General features: G+C 43.1%; 20 protein-coding genes. 9 read left to right on the forward strand and 11 right to left on the reverse strand.

Annotation, left to right across the window (positions count from 1 at the left end):
• Nucleotides 1-7: 7 nt before the first annotated feature.
• The 4 genes from THMIRH_RS06325 to aat all read right to left on the reverse strand — a co-directional run bounded on the left by THMIRH_RS06325 (nt 8) and on the right by aat (nt 2,610).
• A complete protein-coding gene (locus THMIRH_RS06325) occupies nt 8-853 on the reverse strand; it encodes an MYG1 family protein (RefSeq protein WP_173291292.1) in 846 nt (281 codons plus the stop codon).
• Between the two features lie 77 nt (nt 854-930).
• Complete coding sequence (locus tag THMIRH_RS06330; RefSeq protein ID WP_173291293.1) at nt 931-1,398, reverse strand: flagellar basal body-associated FliL family protein; 468 nt, start codon at nt 1,396-1,398, stop codon at nt 931-933.
• A 109-nt stretch (nt 1,399-1,507) separates the two neighbouring features.
• Nucleotides 1,508-1,726 (reverse strand): translation initiation factor IF-1, encoded by a 219-nt coding sequence (infA, locus tag THMIRH_RS06335; RefSeq protein ID WP_173291294.1) that lies wholly within the window; start codon nt 1,724-1,726, stop codon nt 1,508-1,510.
• Nucleotides 1,727-1,839: 113 nt separating this feature from the next.
• A complete protein-coding gene (gene aat, locus THMIRH_RS06340; RefSeq protein ID WP_173291295.1) occupies nt 1,840-2,610 on the reverse strand; it encodes a leucyl/phenylalanyl-tRNA--protein transferase in 771 nt (256 codons plus the stop codon).
• A 119-nt stretch (nt 2,611-2,729) separates the two neighbouring features.
• Here aat and dnaE point away from each other — a divergent pair, with 119 nt between their 5' ends.
• From dnaE to THMIRH_RS06360, 4 genes are read left to right on the forward strand one after another with little or no spacing between them, the layout of a single operon-like run.
• Complete coding sequence (dnaE, locus tag THMIRH_RS06345; protein ID WP_173291296.1) at nt 2,730-6,227, forward strand: DNA polymerase III subunit alpha; 3,498 nt, start codon at nt 2,730-2,732, stop codon at nt 6,225-6,227.
• 40 nt (nt 6,228-6,267) lie between these two features.
• Nucleotides 6,268-6,744, forward strand: a complete 477-nt coding sequence (locus THMIRH_RS06350; RefSeq protein ID WP_243831394.1) for a L,D-transpeptidase — start codon at nt 6,268-6,270, stop codon at nt 6,742-6,744.
• A gap of 24 nt (nt 6,745-6,768) precedes the next feature.
• Complete coding sequence (nikB, locus tag THMIRH_RS06355; protein WP_173291298.1) at nt 6,769-7,692, forward strand: nickel ABC transporter permease; 924 nt, start codon at nt 6,769-6,771, stop codon at nt 7,690-7,692.
• Complete coding sequence (locus THMIRH_RS06360; RefSeq protein WP_173291299.1) at nt 7,689-8,489, forward strand: ABC transporter permease; 801 nt, start codon at nt 7,689-7,691, stop codon at nt 8,487-8,489. Before nikB ends, THMIRH_RS06360 begins: the two co-directional genes overlap by 4 nt.
• Nucleotides 8,490-8,506: 17 nt before the next feature.
• Here the strand turns inward: THMIRH_RS06360 and THMIRH_RS06365 are convergent, their stop codons facing one another.
• A complete protein-coding gene (locus THMIRH_RS06365) occupies nt 8,507-8,755 on the reverse strand; it encodes a DUF6868 family protein (protein ID WP_173291300.1) in 249 nt (82 codons plus the stop codon).
• 70 nt (nt 8,756-8,825) lie between these two features.
• Between THMIRH_RS06365 and nagZ the strand changes: the two genes are divergently transcribed.
• Entirely contained in the window at nt 8,826-9,899 is a 1,074-nt protein-coding gene (nagZ, locus tag THMIRH_RS06370) for a beta-N-acetylhexosaminidase (RefSeq protein ID WP_243831395.1), read from the forward strand.
• On the forward strand, nt 9,899-11,029 hold the full coding sequence (locus tag THMIRH_RS06375) for a mechanosensitive ion channel family protein (protein ID WP_198415217.1): 1,131 nt from the start codon (nt 9,899-9,901) through the stop codon (nt 11,027-11,029). Before nagZ ends, THMIRH_RS06375 begins: the two co-directional genes overlap by 1 nt.
• Before the next feature lie 33 nt (nt 11,030-11,062).
• Here the strand turns inward: THMIRH_RS06375 and murB are convergent, their stop codons facing one another.
• Nucleotides 11,063-12,085, reverse strand: a complete 1,023-nt coding sequence (gene murB / locus THMIRH_RS06380) for a UDP-N-acetylmuramate dehydrogenase (RefSeq protein WP_173291301.1) — start codon at nt 12,083-12,085, stop codon at nt 11,063-11,065.
• Between the two features lie 53 nt (nt 12,086-12,138).
• On the opposite strand from murB, the gene THMIRH_RS06385 reads away from it, so the two are divergent.
• The gene (locus THMIRH_RS06385; RefSeq protein WP_173291302.1) at nt 12,139-13,497 is read left to right on the forward strand and encodes a sodium-dependent transporter; all 1,359 of its coding nucleotides are present in this window, start codon (nt 12,139-12,141) and stop codon (nt 13,495-13,497) included.
• Nucleotides 13,498-13,564: 67 nt separating this feature from the next.
• Here THMIRH_RS06385 and THMIRH_RS06390 read toward each other — a convergent pair whose 3' ends face one another.
• Genes THMIRH_RS06390 through THMIRH_RS06405 form a run of 4 tightly spaced genes read right to left on the reverse strand, consistent with a single transcriptional unit; the run spans nt 13,565 to nt 15,802 of the window.
• Nucleotides 13,565-14,047 carry a Crp/Fnr family transcriptional regulator gene (locus tag THMIRH_RS06390; protein WP_173291303.1) on the reverse strand — a complete coding sequence of 161 codons (483 nt, stop codon included), beginning with the start codon at nt 14,045-14,047 and terminating at the stop codon, nt 13,565-13,567.
• 40 nt (nt 14,048-14,087) lie between these two features.
• Nucleotides 14,088-14,303: a hypothetical protein gene (locus tag THMIRH_RS06395; protein WP_173291304.1), complete on the reverse strand. Its 216-nt coding sequence runs from the start codon at nt 14,301-14,303 to the stop codon at nt 14,088-14,090.
• Between the two features lie 9 nt (nt 14,304-14,312).
• Nucleotides 14,313-15,449 carry a succinyl-diaminopimelate desuccinylase gene (gene dapE / locus THMIRH_RS06400; RefSeq protein ID WP_173291305.1) on the reverse strand — a complete coding sequence of 379 codons (1,137 nt, stop codon included), beginning with the start codon at nt 15,447-15,449 and terminating at the stop codon, nt 14,313-14,315.
• An 11-nt stretch (nt 15,450-15,460) separates the two neighbouring features.
• Nucleotides 15,461-15,802: a Spx/MgsR family RNA polymerase-binding regulatory protein gene (locus tag THMIRH_RS06405; RefSeq protein ID WP_173291306.1), complete on the reverse strand. Its 342-nt coding sequence runs from the start codon at nt 15,800-15,802 to the stop codon at nt 15,461-15,463.
• 217 nt (nt 15,803-16,019) lie between these two features.
• Between THMIRH_RS06405 and THMIRH_RS06410 the strand changes: the two genes are divergently transcribed.
• Nucleotides 16,020-16,919, forward strand: a complete 900-nt coding sequence (locus tag THMIRH_RS06410; RefSeq protein ID WP_173291307.1) for a DapH/DapD/GlmU-related protein — start codon at nt 16,020-16,022, stop codon at nt 16,917-16,919.
• 125 nt (nt 16,920-17,044) lie between these two features.
• The gene (locus THMIRH_RS06415) at nt 17,045-17,416 is read left to right on the forward strand and encodes a VOC family protein (protein WP_173291308.1); all 372 of its coding nucleotides are present in this window, start codon (nt 17,045-17,047) and stop codon (nt 17,414-17,416) included.
• 57 nt (nt 17,417-17,473) lie between these two features.
• On the opposite strand, the gene THMIRH_RS06420 is transcribed toward THMIRH_RS06415, so the two are convergent.
• Entirely contained in the window at nt 17,474-18,079 is a 606-nt protein-coding gene (locus THMIRH_RS06420) for a rhodanese-like domain-containing protein (protein ID WP_173291309.1), read from the reverse strand.
• Between the last annotated feature and the right edge of the window lie 70 nt (nt 18,080-18,149).

Genomic DNA, 18,149 nt, shown 5'->3' on the forward strand with positions numbered 1-18,149 from the left:
AAACCTCTTATTGACTTTTTGCCATGAACAAAGCACTTTCAAAACTTTTGCAAACCGCCATAAAGCCAGACTTATGACAGAAAACTGCGTCTGTTAAACCTGTAACAGGGTTTAATTCATCTGCACGCAACCCTCTAAAACGCTCTGGTAAATGATTTTCTGCGCCATTGCAATAAATGCCATAACCTTCGTCACCTTTTGGGTAAACCACACGCTGTATTTCTGGGTGTGAGCGAATAAAATCTTTAAAGGGTAGGTTTTTATCCAAAATCAAAATGCCATCTTGAATATGGGTTGCCAATAATTTTGATAATTCGGTAAAAACCTCAGCTTCTTTCATGGCGGCTTTTAAAAAGTTGACCAAAATCCCTTGGGTAAAATCGATGGCTTTATAAAAAGCGGCAGTTTGCTGTTCCTCATCATCCGTCGATGAGGCGTTCATCATGCCTATCACTTGCGAAATAGAAGGGCGTGGGTCGTCATTAAACCAACCATTATCAACGGCATCGATATCACGAATAATTTTTTGATCTACCCATTGGGTTGCAAAATCAATTTCAGACGCATCCTTTAAACCCAGGTGTTTGAATATTTGCTCAGCATAGTGACGCCAAACCAAACCTGCCGTGGCAAACGGAATGCCATCGGCGCGGGTTTCTGTAAAACTGTTTTGATGATGGTCAAATCTTAAGTTAGCAGGGTCATATTCTGCGCCCACATCTAACACGATATTGGCTTGTTGAATCACCGCCATATCGCGTGATCGGGTAATGGTTTGTGGGCCAAGTAGGGTAATCATCGCAATGGCGAAAATCTCGTCGGCGTGAAAACGCCCTGAATGGGTAACAAGCATGGTTACAACCTTTAAAATCGGATTATAAAAAACAAAATCGCCGATGAACGGCGATTGGCAATGGGAGTTAGACCGTTTTATTGCATCACGAAACGCGTGATATAAACATCTTCTAACAAGTCTGGATAGATATTGTGATGTTCTAAAATTTTACGCGCTTCTTTTAAAATTTCTTCACGCAAAATATCTGGGCCATCCGGCTTGCTTAAGTTGGTGTAGGTTTGGTTTCTTAAAACACGATCTAAATTGTTTTTTAGAATTGGGCGTAGATGTTCCATTTCACCTTCTTCAGCGACAACTTGAGGATAGTAAGACATAAACTTCAAATCCACGGCTAAAAACTTTGCTTTACCTTCACCCCTAAAATTGACCACATTTTTTTCCATGGTGAAATAACTTGGAGGACTACCTGGGGCTGGCGGTGGAAACTGTTTAAATTTTGGCGAATATTGTTTTTCTAGGGGGTTGTGTTCATCACTGGCATGAACCATAGGTGTGACTAAAAATGATAAAAGAGCAAACGCATAGACGGCCAATTTCAACATTTTGATTCCTTATTAAATTTATTTATTTTAACTATTATACAAAAAGCCCCGCCAAAATAAATTTTAAGCGGGGCTTTTTAAGGGGAATCTTTAAAATGGCTTTAAAAGATTATTTACCGCGATAGGTAATACGACCTTTGGTTAAGTCATAAGGCGTTAATTCAACTTTAACTTTATCACCTGCAAGGATGCGAATGTAGTTTTTACGCATACGACCTGAGATGTGCGCCAGAATTTCATGACCATTTTCTAAGCGGACTTTGAACATAGTGTTGGGTAGGGTGTCGATGACTTCGCCATCAAATTCAATAACATCTTGTTTAGACATAAAAACCTGCTTATTAGGCACCTTTGTAAAAAATAAGCGCGGATTATACCAGTCACAACACTAATATACAATTAAAATTATATGACTTATCTTTTTGAAAAAACTCAGAGTTTTTAAAGGGCGCTGCTTTGGTGAGAAGAATCACATGGGATTGCCAAAAAAGGGGCTTGCCAATCGACTTCAAATTGCCAAGCTTTTGGAGGGAATTTTTTTTGCGTGTTTCGCTTTAAGATTGACTCAAAATGTTCGCGCGTAATGAGCTGTGTTCCGAGGGATTTTAAATGTTGGGTTTCAACCTGACTGTCAATAATTTCAAATCCCCAAGCCTTAAGCTGTTGGCATAAAGCCACAAAACCCACCTTGGAAGCATCTGAAACCAGACTGAACATCGATTCGCCATAGAACATTTTACCCAGCGCAACGCCGTATAATCCGCCAACCAATTCGCCGTTTTGCCAAACCTCTACCGAATGGGCATGTCCTTTTTGATGGAGCTGTGTATAGGCGTCACGCATTTTCGGTAAAATCCAGGTGCCATTTTGACCAGGCCTGGTTATTTTTGAACAGTTTTCCATCACTTTTTCAAAAGCCGTGTCTAAAGTCACCGTAAACTTTTGTTTACGAATCACTTTTATTAAACTTTTACGAACAATTAAATTCTCTAAAAATAAAACAGAACGCGGATTGGGTGACCACCATAAGATGGGGTCGTCTTCATTAAACCAAGGGAAAATACCTTTTTGATAGGCATTTAACAACCATTCAGGCGAGAGGTCGCCCCCTATGGCCAATAATCCATCTGGGTCGGTTAAGGCCAGTTGCGTGGGTGGAAACAGCACTGGATAAGGGTCAAGCCAAAAAGGTTTTTGAATAGGTCTGGCCATAAATGTCAACAAAAAACGGTGTTATAAAAAAGCCTATTTTGTCAGCGTTATCAGACAAATTGGCATAGAATACACCGCATATTATAAATAAAATCACCTAAGACGATACGCCACTTTCTATGACGCAATTTGTACACCTTCATGTTCACTCAGAATACTCTGTGATTGACTCAACACTTAAAGTGAAACCTTTGGTTGGTTTAGCCGCAAAAAATCAACAACCTGCTTTGGCTTTGACTGACCATATTAACTTGTTTGCGTTGATAAAATTTTATGGCGCAGCCATGAGTGCAGGGGTAAAACCCATTATTGGCGCCGATGTTTGGATTGAAAATGATGCCGGTGAAGTGTTTAAAGTGGTGCTGTTATGTCAAAACACCCCAGGTTATTTGAATTTATCGCATTTAATTTCACAGGCCTATTTAAAGAACCAAAAAGTCATCGACAACCAAAACCGTGCTTTGATTAAACAAAGCTGGTTAGCGCAAGGCAATGAGGGGTTAATTGTGCTGTCCGGGGGCCGAGAGGGCGATGTGGGGCAAGCCATCTTGGCAGAAAAACCCAATTTGGTGGCTTCTCGTTTAAAGTGGTGGCAACAATATTTTCCAGAGCGTTTTTATCTAGAGTTGGTGCGCACCGGCCGTGAAAACGAAGAAGTCTATATTGCCGATGCACTCGAGGTGGCATCGCGTTATGAGATTCCGGTGGTGGCCACCAATGATGTGCGTTTTGAAGAGCCTGAAGATTTTGATGCACATGAAGTGCGAGTTTGCATTAACGAAGGCTTTGTATTAGAAGACCCCAATCGTCCTAAGCGTTATTCTGAAGAACAATATTTTCGCAGTTCAGAAGAAATGATTGAGCTGTTTAAAGATATTCCAGAAGCCATTGAAAATACAGTAGAAATTGCTCGGCGTTGTAGTTTAAGTTTAACACTAGGTACTTATTTCTTACCGGATTTCCCGGTGCCAGAGGGCATGACCGAGGCTGAGTATTTTATTGATGAATCGCAAAAAGGCTTGGAAGAGCGTTTAGCGTTTTTATATGGCCATTTATCAGCGGAAGAATTTGCAGAAAAGCGTAAAGAATATGACGAACGCCTCAAGTTTGAGCTCGACATCATTATCCAAATGGGATTCCCCGGTTACTTCTTTATCGTTGCCGACTTTATTCAATGGGGTAAAGATCATGGGGTTCCGGTGGGGCCAGGGCGGGGTTCGGGTGCAGGTTCTTTGGTGGCTTATGTGCTTAAGATTACCGACCTTGACCCGCTTGAATATGATTTGCTGTTTGAGCGTTTCTTAAACCCAGAAAGGGTTTCCATGCCCGACTTTGATGTCGACTTTTGTATGGATCGTCGTGATGAAGTGATTGACTATGTGTCACGCAACTACGGCAAAGACCATGTATCGCAAATTGTCACTTTCGGTACCATGGCTGCCAAAGCGGTGGTGCGTGATGTTGGGCGAGTGCTGAGTTTGGGATATGGCATGGTAGATGGCATCGCCAAATTGATCCCCAATGATTTGGGTATTAAGCTCAAAGACGCTCTTAAGCAAGAAGAACAATTGCAACAGCGTTATGACACCGAAGAAGATGTTAAGCAACTCTTAGACTTGGCGCTCAAGCTCGAAGGCACTGTGCGTAATACCGGTAAACACGCCGGTGGCGTGGTGATCGCCCCCAAACCACTGGATTATTATTGCCCCATTTTGTGTGATGCTGATGGCAATAGCGTGGTCACGCAACTGGATAAAAACGATGTGGAATATGCAGGCCTGGTTAAATTTGACTTCTTGGGGCTGCGAACCCTCACGATTATCGACTGGGCTTTGCAAGAAATTAACGCCGGCAAAAAACCGGGAGACGAAGGGTTTGTGGATATTGCGCGAATTCCGCTGGATGATCCGCAAGTTTTTGAGTTGATTAAAACGGGTAAAACCACGGGGATTTTCCAGCTGGAATCTTCGGGTATGCAGAACCTCATTGTTAAACTAAAACCCGACTGTTTTGAAGACATTATCGCTTTGGTCGCCTTGTTCCGTCCCGGGCCATTGGATTCGGGAATGGTGGACAATTTTATTGCCCGTAAACATGGTAAAGAAAAGGTTTCTTATCCAGATGCGCAATATCAGCATATGTCGTTGCAACCGATTTTAGAGCCGACCTACGGGATTATTTTGTACCAAGAACAGGTCATGCAAATTGCACAGGTCTTGGCGGGTTATACGCTTGGCGGTGCGGATATGCTGCGTCGTGCCATGGGTAAAAAACAACCTGAAGAGATGGAAAAGCAACGCTCTATCTTTAAAGAAGGTGCCATCAAGAATAATGTCGATGGCGACCTAGCGATGAAAATTTTCGACTTGGTAGAAAAGTTTGCCGGTTATGGATTTAACAAATCTCACTCCGCCGCCTATGCTTTGGTGTCTTATCAATCGGCCTGGCTCAAAACGCATTTCCCGGCTGAATTTATGGCTGCACAGATTTCATCAGATATGGACAACACCGACAAGGTGGTTCACATGGTCAATGAGTGTTATTCGATGGGTTTAAAAGTGCGTCAGCCGCATATTAATGAATGCCAAATCCACTTTAAAGCCGTCAAAGGCAAACCTAAAGGTCAAGAAGAACTTTATTATGGATTGGGTGCGATTAAAGGCGTGGGTGCTGCGGCGTTAGAGGGCATTATTGAATCGCGTCAGCAAGATGGGCCTTATAAAGACTTGTTTGATTTTTGTATGCGTTCCAATAAAAAAGCCAATAAACGCGTTATGGAAGCTTTGATTTTGTCTGGGGCATTTGATTGTTTGCATGATAATCGTAATGCTATGTTAGAAAGCTTGCCAATGGCAATTCAAAAAGCCGAACAAAAACAAAAAGATATTGACGCGGGTCAAAGCGATTTGTTTGGCGATTTGATGGCGTTTGAAGACGAAAATGCCGATACTTTGTTGGATGTTGCTCCTTTTATCGACAAGGTTAAACTCAAACACGAAAAAGAAGTCTTGGGTCATTACATGACAGGCCACCCAATTCATGCCTATCGTCAAGAACTGGATGCTATCGTTGGATATCGTTTGAGCAGTTTAAAACCCGAAAAATGGAACAAACGCTGGGCGGCAGGCTTAATTGTTGAAACCCGCGCTAAAGTGACCAAATCCGGAACCAAGATGGGGTTTTTGGCATTAGATGACCAGACGGCGCGTTTAGAAGTGGTTTTAAAACCGGCGGTATTTGAGTCCTCTAGAGAAATTCTCAAAGTCGATACCGTGGTATTGGTTTTTGGCGAAGTGGCGGAAGACTCTTTTAACGGCGGTATTAAACTGGATGCTGAGCAGGTGGTTTCTTTAGCAGAATATCGGGCTGAAAAGGCTCGTGCCATTAAAATTCAAGCCAATGAGCAGACAGGCCTGGTTAAAATTGAGCAACTTTTAGCCTTGTTAAACGACTATCGCGTTGAACAATCGGATAGTGGATTGCCTTTGGTCGTCAATTATCAAAATGCCCAAGCAACCGCCCAGTTGGTCAGTCAAGAGGGGTGGTATTTATTACCTGAAGATGATTTATTAGATGTGTTGCGCAGTCAAGGTTGGCAACCTGAAGTGGTTAACTAGGCTAAGAACTCATCAGGTTGAAAAGGTTAAAGGTGCAATTTTGAAACTGGTTATCTCGGTATCACAACAAACAGCGTATCTTCTTGATGGCCTAGAGGTCATATTGGAGTGTGCCGTCAGCACCGCTTTAAATGGCGTTGGCTGTGAGAAAGGTTCCAACCAAACCCCTTTAGGAAAACACCTTGTGCGTGCCAAAATCGGGCAGGATGAACCGCTAAATGCGGTATTTAAAGGTCGTCGTCCAACCGGTGAGATTTACACGCCAGCTTTAGGCCAAGCCTACCCCAACAGAGATTGGATTTTAACCCGTATTTTATGGTTATCCGGCACGGAAAAAGGCAAAAATCGTTTAGGAAGCGTCGATACCATGCAGCGTTATATTTATATTCACGGAACCCCCGATACCGAACCGATGGGGATTGCACTCTCTCATGGTTGTATTCGTATGCGCAATAGCGATTTGGTGAAGCTGTTTGATTTAATTGCTGTTGGCACCCCTGTGGTGATTGAAGCATGATGGGTGATTTATGAAGGCTAATTTATGATCAGCTATTTAATGCGCTTAGGAATTAATGTGGCCTTTATTTCCTGGGTGGTGGGTTCTTTGGTGTTTTTATTGATTCATCTGGTGCCTGGTGATCCGGTGGCGGTGATGTTAGGCGATTGGGCCAGTCCGGCGGATGAAGAAGCCTTGCGTGAACAGTTAGGGTTAAATCTACCCTTAACCCAGCAGTATCTAAATTATTGGTTAGGGTTGGTGCAAGGTAATCTGGGGCAGTCGTTGTTTTTTAATCAACCTGTGTCGAGCTTAATTGGTGAGCGTTTTCCCTATACCTTGCAACTGGCATTATCTTCTTTGGCGATTGCTTTATTGATTTCTTTTCCGCTGGGCTTATGGGCTGCTTTGAAAGCAGGGCGTTGGCAAGATCATATGGCAATGACCGTGTCTTTAGTTGGGGTTTCTATTCCAAACTTTTGGCTAGGACCTATGTTGATTTTAGCTTTTTCGATAGGTTTGGCTTGGTTTCCTGTGAGTGGTGCAGAACAACCTTGGGCGTGGGTTTTGCCCTCAGTGACCCTGGGCACCGCCTTGGCTGCCATTCTTGCGCGGATGTTACGTGCCTCTTTACTAGAGATTTTTCATGAAGATTACATCCGCACCGCACAAGCCAAGGGTTTATCGGCTTGGGGCGTTTATGGCAATCATGCGCTCCGCAATGCATTATTACCCGTGGTGACCATTTTGGGATTACAGTTAGGCACGCTCTTAGGCGGAGCGGTGATTACCGAAGTGGTGTTTGATTGGCCGGGCTTAGGGCAACTTTTGGTGGAGTCGATTCAGCGTCGTGATTATCCAGTGGTGCAGGCATGTATTTTAATTATCAGCGTGGCTTACATTACGGTGAATGGATTAACCGAAATTGTCTATGCCGCCTTAGACCCTCGGATTAGGTTAGCCAAATGATGAATCGCTTCGCTTATTTGCTACTGATTATTTGGGTTTTGATGGCCTTAGGCGCGTTTGCGATAGGCGAGTCGGCTAATCAGGTGAACCTTGCTGGGTTTTTAAAGCCACCTTCGACTGATGCTTTACTGGGAACGGATGAATTAGGGCGATCTGTTTGGCAACGCTTGGTGTTAGGGGCGCAAACTTCTTTTGTGGTGGCGCTGGGCGTGGTGGTTTTTTCTGCCATTATTGGCACCACAATTGGCGTTTATTCGGCCTATCAAGGTGGTTGGGTAGATAAGCTGATTACCAAATTGATTGATGTATTTTTAGCGTTTCCGGGTTTATTATTAGCGATTGCCCTTGCTGCAATCTTAGGACCCGGCATTGAGAATGTGGTATTTGCATTGGTGGTGGTTGGCTGGGTGGGATATGCGCGTTTGGCGCGGGCGCAAACCCTCAGCCTAAAACACCGTGAACATATTTTGGCCGCTAAAGCCTTGGGTTCGAACACCTGGGTGATTATGACCCGTCATTTAATGCCGTTGATTTTAGCGCCCCTAGGGGTGGAGGCCACCTTTGGCATCGCTGGAGCGGTTATTTCTGAAGCCGGTTTAAGTTTTTTAGGATTAGGGGTACAAGCCCCAGATGCCTCTTGGGGCAGTATGATTCGGGAAGGCACGCGGTATTTATTGGTCGCTCCGCATTTGGTGCTCGCACCCGGTTTGGCCTTAATGCTGGTGGTGCTGGCGGTGAACATCGCCGGCGACCGATGGCGAGACAGTTTGGATGTTCGCAGTCGCCAAAGTCGTTAGTGCTTAAAGCCTAATTCCTAAAGCCAAAGTTTTAAAACCAAATAGGGGGTTAAGCCAAAAATGACGATGAGTATTTTATAAATGGCTAAAATCACAAAATAGGTCTGTGAAAATTGTGCTTCGGTCATTTTAAGTAATGGACAATACCATCGACAAATCAGTGGCTGAGCAAACAGCCAAATGGCAAAACTTAACAGTAAAAATCCAAAGTTAATCACGGTAAAACCCAGTAAAAAATTTTCTAAACTCATAATATCCACTGACATAAAGCGCTCCTTTGCTAAGTATTAATCTCATCTTAGCGCAAATGTCACTTAACCGAAAAGAAAAACACTTATGATGAAAAAACTGTCCGGAGAGTCGATGCCATTAGGTTGCGTAATGGTCGATTTGGCAGGCACGCAACTGCAACCTCACGAAAAAGTAAGATTGCTGGATCCTTTGGTGGCTGGGGTTATTTTATTTGCGCGTAATTATGAATCACCACAACAAATCGCTGAACTCTGTGAAACCATCCACAATTTGCGTCATCCACGACTGTTAATTGGGGTGGACCATGAAGGTGGCAGAGTACAACGCTTTAAAGAAGGCTTTACCCGCATTCCGCCGATGGGACTCTTGGGCAAACTATATCAACAAGCCCCCGACAAGGCCTTAGATTTGGCCGAAAAAGCAGGCTGGTTATTAGCCACTGAGCTGTTGTCCGTGGGTGTCGATTTTAGTTTTACCCCTGTTGTGGATTTGGATTATGGCGATAGCCGAGTGATCGGGGATAGAGCGTTTCACAGTGATCCCATCGTGGTGGGTAAGTTGGCCTTTAGGTTAATGAAGGGGATGCGAGAAGCCGGCATGGCGGCTGTGGCCAAACATTTTCCTGGGCATGGTTATATTCAAGCAGATACTCATGTAGAAATTGCCGTTGATGAGCGAAGCTTTGAACAAATCAGACTTCAAGATTTACAACCCTTTTTAAAGTTAATTGAAAATGGCGTTGATGCCATTATGCCTGCGCATGTGCGTTATCCCAAAGTGGATGATTTGCCGGCCGGTTTTTCAGCCACTTGGTTAAAACAGGTCTTGCGCCAGCAATGTCATTTTGAGGGCGTTATCGTCAGTGATGATTTATCCATGCATGCTGCGAGTGCTTATGGCGATGTGACCCAACGCGTTGCCATGGCACTGAATGCTGGGTGTGATTTGGCGTTGGTGTGTAATTCTCCGCAAGAAGCCGTTCAAGTATTGGCGCAATTAAAAGTCAGTGCCAATCCCTTGTCACACGCCCGCTTAATTCGATTACATGGACATGCGCACCACCATTATGCGCAACTGGCAACCAATCCTTTATGGCAAGCAGCCAGTTTAATTGTTAATAGAGCGCTATCGCAAGATGGACAACAGGAGTTAATTTAATGGAAATGATCTTTCCTTACATAGAACAAAACTGGCCTAATTTAGTTGCCGTATTTGGCGGTCATGTTTGGTTATTAATTGTAATGGTCATTTTAACGGCCACGCTCGTGATTGATCTGGTCACCAGAACCTTAATTAGAAAAACGCATTATTTATTGGCGCGCAAAAAAAAGCATGTTTTGGATGCATTTGTGGATGGATCCATCTCTCCGGTCAGCTTTTTTATTTGGGTCAATGGTTCTGTTTTAGCTTTAAGTTCAATCCTCACGACTTTTCAGTTGGGTTTAACGCTGATGGATTATGTTGAATCCACCAAATCTTCGGTTTTAATCTTAGCGCTGGGTTGGTATGTCATTCGGGTGGTCAATCGTCTGGAAGGGGAGCTCAAGCTCTATGCTCGTCATGACGAACACCTAGACGAAGTCACCGTTGAGGCGCTGGTTAAAATCATTAAACTCACGGCATTTGTCATTACGGGTTTAATTATTCTCAGTGCGTTTCATGTTAATTTAACCGGTTTATTGGCCTTTGGGGGCATGGGCGGTGTTGCTGTTGGGTTTGCTGCAAAAGATTTACTGGGCAATATTTTTGGTGGCCTTATGATTTATATGGATAAACCCTTTGTGGTTGGCGAATGGATTCGTTCTCCAAATCAAGAGTTAGAAGGGACGGTTGAAAAAATTGGCTGGCGCATGACCATCGTGCGTACTTTTGATAAACGCCCCTTGTATATTCCAAACGGAACCTTCTCTAATATTTCTATCGAGAACCCATCACGCATGAGTAATCGCCGTATCAAAGAGATCGTGGGGGTGCGTTATAACGATGTGCATCGTGTTAAAGCCATTAGCGATGGAATTCGTGAGATGTTAAAAAATCATCCTGAAATAGACACCAACCAAACCCTAATTGTGAATTTCTTAGAGTTTTCAGCGTCTTCATTGAACTTATTAGTTTATACCTTTACCAAAACCACTGATTGGGTAACTTTTCATCATATTAAAGAAGATGTCTTGTTGAAGATTGCACAGGTGATTGAGGATAATGGCGGTGAAATTGCCTTCCCAACACGCACTTTACATTTGGCTGAACCGCTTGAGTTTCAAAGCGTTCAGCAGACTGCGCCATGACATTTGGAAACTAGATAAGTTAGATACGATAGTTTAGATAATAATGACTTCTGGCTCTAAATGAATGCCGTATTTTTGGTCAACATCGCCCTGTATTTTATGGGCGAGTTGACGAATTTCTTCACCGCTGGCGCCGCCTAGGTTGACTAGAAATAGGGCATGTTTTTCAGAAACAGCGGCTTTTTCCTGTTTAACACCTTTCCAACCCGAGTTTTCAATCAACCAAGCAGCAGGGATTTTATATTGATTCTCAACCGTTTTATGATGAGGTAAATCAGGATAGGTTTCGAGCAGTTTTTCGAAATACTCTGGCGTAATCAAAGGGTTTTTGAAAAAACTGCCGGCATTGCCGTAAATTCTGGGGTCTGGAACACGCAGTTTGCGAATTTCGACCACCTTGTCATAGACTTCTTTGGGGGTTAATTTGGGAATCTGCTCATGCGGAAAAGCATCTCTTAGATGGTCATACACCAAATTAGCACGCCCATGACTTAGCTTTCTAAGACGAAAGGTCACTCGATGAACAAGCAGTTGATTGGTATAGCTTTGTTTAAAAATGCTGGTGCGATAACCAAAGTTGCATTCTGAATTACGAAATTCAATGCGCTCGCCACTGAAGAGATTCAAAGTTTGCACTCGGGTAATGGTGTCGCGAGCTTCGGCACCATAAGCCCCAATATTTTGCACGGGCGCAGCCCCCACTTTACCGGGAATTAACGCTAAATTCTCAAGTCCCCAGAGATTTTGCTCTACGGTGTAGGTCACCAAATCGTGCCAGTTCATACCAGCGCCAACCGAAATCCACACATTTTCCTCATCCTCTTTAACCACTTTGAGCTTGTCGTAGCTGCAAGTGACGATGACACAATTCATGTCGTGGGTAAACAGAATGTTGCTACCGCCACCGATAATGACCCAGGGCATAGAGGTTAATTTTAGGTCGGAGCGTAAAACCGGAATATCTGATTGCTTGGTCACTTCAACAAAATACTTTGCTGAAACATCAACCTTAAAGGAGTTGTGCGGTTTTAAGGAATAGTTCGCCTGAATATGCATATTTGTTTATAATCAAATTCAAATAATAATTATGTAATTATAGAGGAATTAATATGGCGCGGTTGAAACTTTCGCACCAAGCGTGGAGCACTCAAACAGCTTTTATTTTAGCGGCCATAGGTTCGGCGGTGGGATTAGGTAACCTATGGAAGTTTCCCTATATTACCGGTGAAAATGGTGGCGGGGCTTTTGTTTTGGTCTATCTTGGCTGCATTGTTTTAATTGGGTTGCCCATTTTAATCGCTGAACTTACCCTAGGGCGATCTGGGCAAGCCAGTCCGCCTCAAGCAATGGCTATTTTAGCGCAAGAAGCCAAAGCCTCTAAATCTTGGGTTTTTTTAGGGGTTAATGGTGTATTGGGTGGACTGTTTATTTTGTCATTTTATACCGTGATTGCCGGATGGGGTTTATCGTATTTTTTTGACAGTCTTTCGGGTCAATTTATCGCGATGGATGCTGATGCCGCAGGGGTTAATTTTGATGCGTTGGTTTCGAGCAGTGGACAGTTAATTTTTTGGCATTCTGTGGTCATGATCATTACGGTGTGGATTGTTTCTAAGGGCGTTAAAAGCGGACTCGAAAAAGCCATCAATTTAATGATGCCCGGCTTGTTTATTATTTTGGCGATTTTGCTAGGTTATGCCACCACAACCGGCGCTTTTAGCGAAAGTTTTCACTTTTTGTTTGATCCTGATTTTTCTAAACTGACATGGAATTCGGTTTTGATTGCATTGGGTCATGCCTTTTTTACCCTCAGTTTAGGGTTTGGCACCATGATGGTTTATGGTTCTTATATTCCAGCTCAATATTCAATTGTGCGTGCGGCTTTATGGATAGTGGTTGCGGATACGGTCATTGCTTTAGTGGCAGGCCTGGTTATTTTTTCGATTGTTTTTGGCAATAATTTGGCGGCAGGTTCGGGGCCAGGTTTACTTTTTCAAACCTTGCCAATTGCCTTTGGGCAAATGTCTGGCGGATGGATATTTGGCACTCTGTTTTTTGGTATGGTGGTTTTAGCGGCCTTGAGCTCATCAATTTCCATGATTGAACCAGGCATCAGTTGGCTTGAGCAAAATTGGGGATATAGTAGACAAAAGGCGGCGTGGAGTTTGGGTCTAGCGACTTGGGCATTAGGCCTAGGCACTGTTTGGTCATTTAATTGGCTGAGTGACATGCACTGGATTGGACAGCGCAACTTTTTTGAATCGCTCGACTTTTTAACCGCCAATGTCATGTTGCCTTTGGGTGGATTATTTACCGCTTTGTTTGTGGGTTGGGTTTGGTCTCAGACAAGACGCAACCAAGAAATTGAGCTGTCCAATCCAATGCAAAAAATCTTTAGCATAACCATTAGATGGGTTGCGCCGATACTGGTCGCCTTAGTCTTTGTTGCTAATCTTATACAGTCATAACATGATTTTCTAGACATAAAAAAACCGAGCAGTCCTCGGTTTTTTTATGGAATTTGCTATTTGCCAATTAGGTCATGTATTCATTTTTGACCATGCGTTGCATATCCATGTTTTCTTGCAGCATTCTGCGTTGCAATTGGTGCGAGAAGCGCAGAATTGAACGCATAACATTAAAGACAACTTTGGGGTGAGCGTCTAGCAAGCCTTCAAAGTCTTCTCTAGATAACACTAACACTTTAGAGGATTTACGCGCTTTAATTCGCATAGTGTGCGCATTACCATCAATAAAGCTCAACTCGCCAATCATGGCACCTTCTTTAAGCACATTAATGCTAACGCTGTTGTTAGGCCCCAATACCTTAATGATTTCTAATTTGCCTTCTATCAATAGGTAGAGGTTACCATCAACTGTATCTGGCTCAAATAAGACATCATCTAGCTCTAACGAGCGGTATTTGACGATTTCTGAAAGAATTTCACATTCAGCAATGGAAAGGTCGGTTCCTAATACGGACTCTGAAATGAGTTTTGCTTCGGCTTGTTTTGCCATATCTATCTGCCTTATAAAATTAAACCCAAAGATTGTACGCCTATTTATCCAGCCTTTCAACCGGGAAAAAGACATCCAAAAAGACGCTCATGCCCAATACAAACCCTAAAATAAGAACAAAAACAATCAATAACGAAAATGCTTGTTTATTTTGGATAAACTTTTCTTTCCACTCTTCATTCTTGAGGTGTGGCCAGATTAAGAAAATAAACAATGCTAAGGCAAAAATTTGTAACAATATTAACCAAGTACTCATGCTAACCCTTTATTTTAGAAGCAGTAATTCAAGCGTGCGCTGATAAATTGCGGTGAGCTTTTCTAAGTCAGCAACGCTGACACATTCGTTCACCTTGTGAATCGTGGCATTGAGTGGCCCCATTTCAATAACCTGAGCACCGGTGGGCGCGATAAATCGACCGTCTGAAGTGCCACCAGCGGTAGAAAGGTTAGGTTCGTAGCCCATCTCAATTTTAATGGCTTTACGAATCGCTTGAATCAGCTCTCCTTCAGCAGGTGTAATAAAAGGTAAGCCTGATAAATTCCAGTCAATCTCATACGCAAAATGATATTGATCGAGAATTGCGTGAATCCCTTTTTTTAGACTTTCTGGGGTTTGTTCCGTTGAAAAACGGAAGTTAAATAACATTTCAACATCACCCGGAATAATATTGGTCGCGCCAGTTCCTGAGTTAATGTTTGAAATTTGAAAAGAGGTGGGCGGAAAGTATTGATTGCCCGCATCCCAGCGCACATTCACCATTTGCTCTAATGCGGGTGCAAGCCTATGAATGGGATTGTCAGCCAACTCAGGATAGGCTATGTGCCCTTGAATCCCTTTAACAATCAATTTACCGTTTAATGAGCCGCGGCGACCATTTTTGATGGAGTCGCCTAATTTATCTGAGCTTGAAGGTTCGCCCACCAAACAATAATCTATTTTTTCTTGGCGCGCTTCTAAGGTCTCAATCACTTTAACCGTGCCATCAACCGCTGGACCTTCTTCATCACTGGTAATTAAAAAGCCAATCGAGCCTTTTGCATTAGGATGCTCTGCTAAAAACTGTTTGGTTGCCACCATAAAGCAGGCAATTGAGCTTTTCATATCGGCCGCACCGCGGGCATACAGCATGCCATCATCCGCAATGGTGGCTGAAAAGGGCGGGTATTTCCAAGCAGACTCTTTGCCGGTGGGCACCACATCTGTGTGGCCTGCAAAAACCACTAATGGGCCATCACTTCCTCTTCTGGCCCATAAATTGTCAACCTCGCCGAATTTCATCGGTTCAATATTAAACCCCAGTGGAGAGAGATAATCGGCGATCAAAATTTGGCAGCCTTTATCGTGAGGCGTAACCGAGTCAATGGTGAGGAGTTGTTGGGCAAGCTGAATGGTTTCTGACATGATGCGCTCTCTTAGGCCAATAAAGTTTGATACTGGGCTTCATTAAAGCCAAATATTACAAGGTTGTCGGAAAATAAGACCGGGCGTTTGATTAAAGTTGGATACTCAACCAACAGTCCAAGATCTTGTTGCGATTTAACCGCTTGTGTTTGTTCTGCGGTTAGTGTTTTCCAAGCGGTGCTTTTGGGGTTTAAAACCGTTTCAAAAGGCACTAATTTTAACCAGGCCTGGATGTCTTTTTGAGTAAAATCGCCTTTTCTAAAGTCTATAAACTCATGGGCAATCTGATGTGTTTCTAGCCATTTTCTGGCTTTGCGAACGGTATCACAGTTGGGTATGCCGTATAAAATCATACTTTTCCTAATGTTTAGTTTTCTAATCTGCCAATTTTAAAGCATTTTAAGCAGGGATGATGGATTCAGTCTAAAAAAACTCCAAGAAATGGCTGGTTTATAAACATTTGCTGCGGATAAATTGAAGCTTTTGGGGCGCAATTTATTCTCAGCTGGCGTTGGAGCGGGTATAATCTTGGCTTTATTTATTTTTGTGTTTATGTAAGAGAGTAGCATTATGACCATCAAACGAATCGGGCATCGTTATAGAGATTCTAAAACAGGCGTCACCTTGGATGTGTGGTTTCCACGCAGTAACAAAGAAATTGCGCGTAACTGTTTGGCTTTAAAAGCGGGCATCATTATGGGGGAATTTGTCACGGTTGAAATCGCATCGGTTGATGAAGCTCCTAAGTCTGCAGAAGACGCTTATTTGCGCCTACATTTATTATCAGAGTGCGCCTATAAACCTCATCAACTTAATCTAGATGGCATGTTCGGTTTGTTGGCAAATGTTGCTTGGACCTCTGCGGGTCCAGTTTTGCCTGCAGAAGTGGAAAACCTGCGCGAAGCGATTGCCGGTGAAACGCATCATTTAAATGTCACCTCTATCGACAAATTCCCACGCATGACGGACTATGTAATCCCTGAAGGTGTGCGTATTGGTGATGCAGACCGTGTGCGTTTAGGCGCACATTTAGCGCCAGGCACCACGGTTATGCACGAAGGTTTCTGTAACTTTAATGCCGGTACTCTAGGAAACTCTATGGTCGAAGGGCGTATCAGCGCCGGTGTTGTGGTCGCAGAAAACTCTGATATTGGCGGTGGCGCATCGATTATGGGCACACTTTCTGGGGGCGGTAAGCAAGTGATCTCTATGGGTCAAAGAAACCTATTGGGCGCAAATGCTGGCTTGGGGATTTCGTTGGGCGATGACTGTATTGTTGAATCAGGTCTTTATTTAACAGCGGGCACCAAAGTCCAAATGCCCGATGGTTCGATTGTTTCGGCACGCGATTTATCTGGGCAATCTAAATTATTGTTCAGACGCCATAGCCAAACGGGCGCAGTACAAGCCATCGTCACTGACGGCACTTTGTGGGGTGGTTTAAACACCACTTTGCATAGTAATGATTGATTAAAGGTCGCAAGCCGTTGAGTTAACGCTTTAGGTAACTCATTCTGCTGTAATCATCTTAACGCTCAGTCTTGCCTAGCAAGCTGAGCGTTTTTGTTTGTAGGACTTACTTTAAAGGAGCACACATGGCCAAAGTCATTGGATTCGATCATGTCAGTATTATTGTTAAAGACGCTGAAAAGTCGTTGAAGTTTTATCAAGATTTATTGGGCTTAAAACTTTTGGATAGACCTAATTTAGGTTTTCCAGGTTATTGGTTAGATTTGTTGGCTGGGCAGAGTTTGCACATTATGGAATTAAGCAATCCCAACGAAAATACTCTGCGTCCAGAACATGGCGGAAGAGATTATCATTTTGCGTTACGCGTGGATTCTATCGATGAGTATATAGAGGTTTTGGAAAATCAAAAGGCCATCTTTACCAAAAGTAAGTCAGGACGAAAAGCACTCTTTATCAAGGACTTAGATAACAATGCTTTTGAATTGTTTGCGGTTTAATCTTATATACAAAAAACCCAGCATGAGTGCTGGGTTTAAGTGATAAGTTTTTACTAATTAGTACTTAACACCGTAAGTTTTGAAATAAACTTTATCGGCTTCAATATTGTAAGTCCACTCAGCCCCAGAATGTTTCCAGCCACTGTGTGCACGGTAGCCTTTCAAATCACCGTCTTTGTTTTTGCCGCCTTCAAAACCATCAGTCATCACATACACATTTTTATAACCATATTGGTCCATTAGTTTTGCCACTGGCGCAGCACGAGTTGCCCCTGAGCGACACATAATGACATAAGTGGTTTTTTCATCTGCACCTAAGTCTGCAATTTTGTCTTCAAATTGTGAAATCCACTGTGGATTAGGGGCTGGCATATAACGAGGCTTGTTTTGTTTGGTATCCATTTGTGAATAATCAAACATCACGGCCGGTATCATGATTTGAGCTGCTTTGGTATAGCCAACAAACTGCCATTCTTCAGGCGTACGAACATCCACTAAAATAACGGAAGGATCTTTGGCCATCATGGCTTGGGTTTCTTTAGCATCTACATAAAGCCCTTGCGGAGATTGACGCGTTGGGTCTTTAGGTACGGGTGAAGCGTGACTGAAAGAAACTACACTCAAAAGTGTGGCTGCAGCAATTAATTTTAAAGAATGTTGCATTGATAATATCCCTATAGAGTTTAATAATCATTATTTCGGGCTCATTATCCTCAATTATATTAGAATATCC

The organism is Thiosulfativibrio zosterae (genome assembly GCF_011398155.1).
GTDB lineage: Bacteria > Pseudomonadota > Gammaproteobacteria > Thiomicrospirales > Thiomicrospiraceae > Thiosulfativibrio > Thiosulfativibrio zosterae.

Excerpts from the sequence above, each read along its gene's own strand:
- THMIRH_RS06325 (WP_173291292.1), bottom strand. The coding sequence starts at position 853 with ATGCTTGTTACCCATTCAGGGCGTTTTCACGCCGACGAGATTTTCGCC.
- THMIRH_RS06330 (WP_173291293.1), bottom strand. The coding sequence starts at position 1,398 with ATGTTGAAATTGGCCGTCTATGCGTTTGCTCTTTTATCATTTTTAGTC.
- infA (WP_173291294.1), bottom strand. The coding sequence starts at position 1,726 with ATGTCTAAACAAGATGTTATTGAATTTGATGGCGAAGTCATCGACACC.
- aat (WP_173291295.1), bottom strand. The coding sequence starts at position 2,610 with ATGGCCAGACCTATTCAAAAACCTTTTTGGCTTGACCCTTATCCAGTG.
- dnaE (WP_173291296.1), top strand. The coding sequence starts at position 2,730 with ATGACGCAATTTGTACACCTTCATGTTCACTCAGAATACTCTGTGATT.
- nikB (WP_173291298.1), top strand. The coding sequence starts at position 6,769 with ATGATCAGCTATTTAATGCGCTTAGGAATTAATGTGGCCTTTATTTCC.
- THMIRH_RS06360 (WP_173291299.1), top strand. The coding sequence starts at position 7,689 with ATGATGAATCGCTTCGCTTATTTGCTACTGATTATTTGGGTTTTGATG.
- THMIRH_RS06365 (WP_173291300.1), bottom strand. The coding sequence starts at position 8,755 with ATGTCAGTGGATATTATGAGTTTAGAAAATTTTTTACTGGGTTTTACC.
- nagZ (WP_243831395.1), top strand. The coding sequence starts at position 8,826 with ATGATGAAAAAACTGTCCGGAGAGTCGATGCCATTAGGTTGCGTAATG.
- THMIRH_RS06375 (WP_198415217.1), top strand. The coding sequence starts at position 9,899 with ATGGAAATGATCTTTCCTTACATAGAACAAAACTGGCCTAATTTAGTT.
- murB (WP_173291301.1), bottom strand. The coding sequence starts at position 12,085 with ATGCATATTCAGGCGAACTATTCCTTAAAACCGCACAACTCCTTTAAG.
- THMIRH_RS06385 (WP_173291302.1), top strand. The coding sequence starts at position 12,139 with ATGGCGCGGTTGAAACTTTCGCACCAAGCGTGGAGCACTCAAACAGCT.
- THMIRH_RS06390 (WP_173291303.1), bottom strand. The coding sequence starts at position 14,047 with ATGGCAAAACAAGCCGAAGCAAAACTCATTTCAGAGTCCGTATTAGGA.
- THMIRH_RS06395 (WP_173291304.1), bottom strand. The coding sequence starts at position 14,303 with ATGAGTACTTGGTTAATATTGTTACAAATTTTTGCCTTAGCATTGTTT.
- dapE (WP_173291305.1), bottom strand. The coding sequence starts at position 15,449 with ATGTCAGAAACCATTCAGCTTGCCCAACAACTCCTCACCATTGACTCG.
- THMIRH_RS06405 (WP_173291306.1), bottom strand. The coding sequence starts at position 15,802 with ATGATTTTATACGGCATACCCAACTGTGATACCGTTCGCAAAGCCAGA.
- THMIRH_RS06410 (WP_173291307.1), top strand. The coding sequence starts at position 16,020 with ATGACCATCAAACGAATCGGGCATCGTTATAGAGATTCTAAAACAGGC.
- THMIRH_RS06415 (WP_173291308.1), top strand. The coding sequence starts at position 17,045 with ATGGCCAAAGTCATTGGATTCGATCATGTCAGTATTATTGTTAAAGAC.
- THMIRH_RS06420 (WP_173291309.1), bottom strand. The coding sequence starts at position 18,079 with ATGCAACATTCTTTAAAATTAATTGCTGCAGCCACACTTTTGAGTGTA.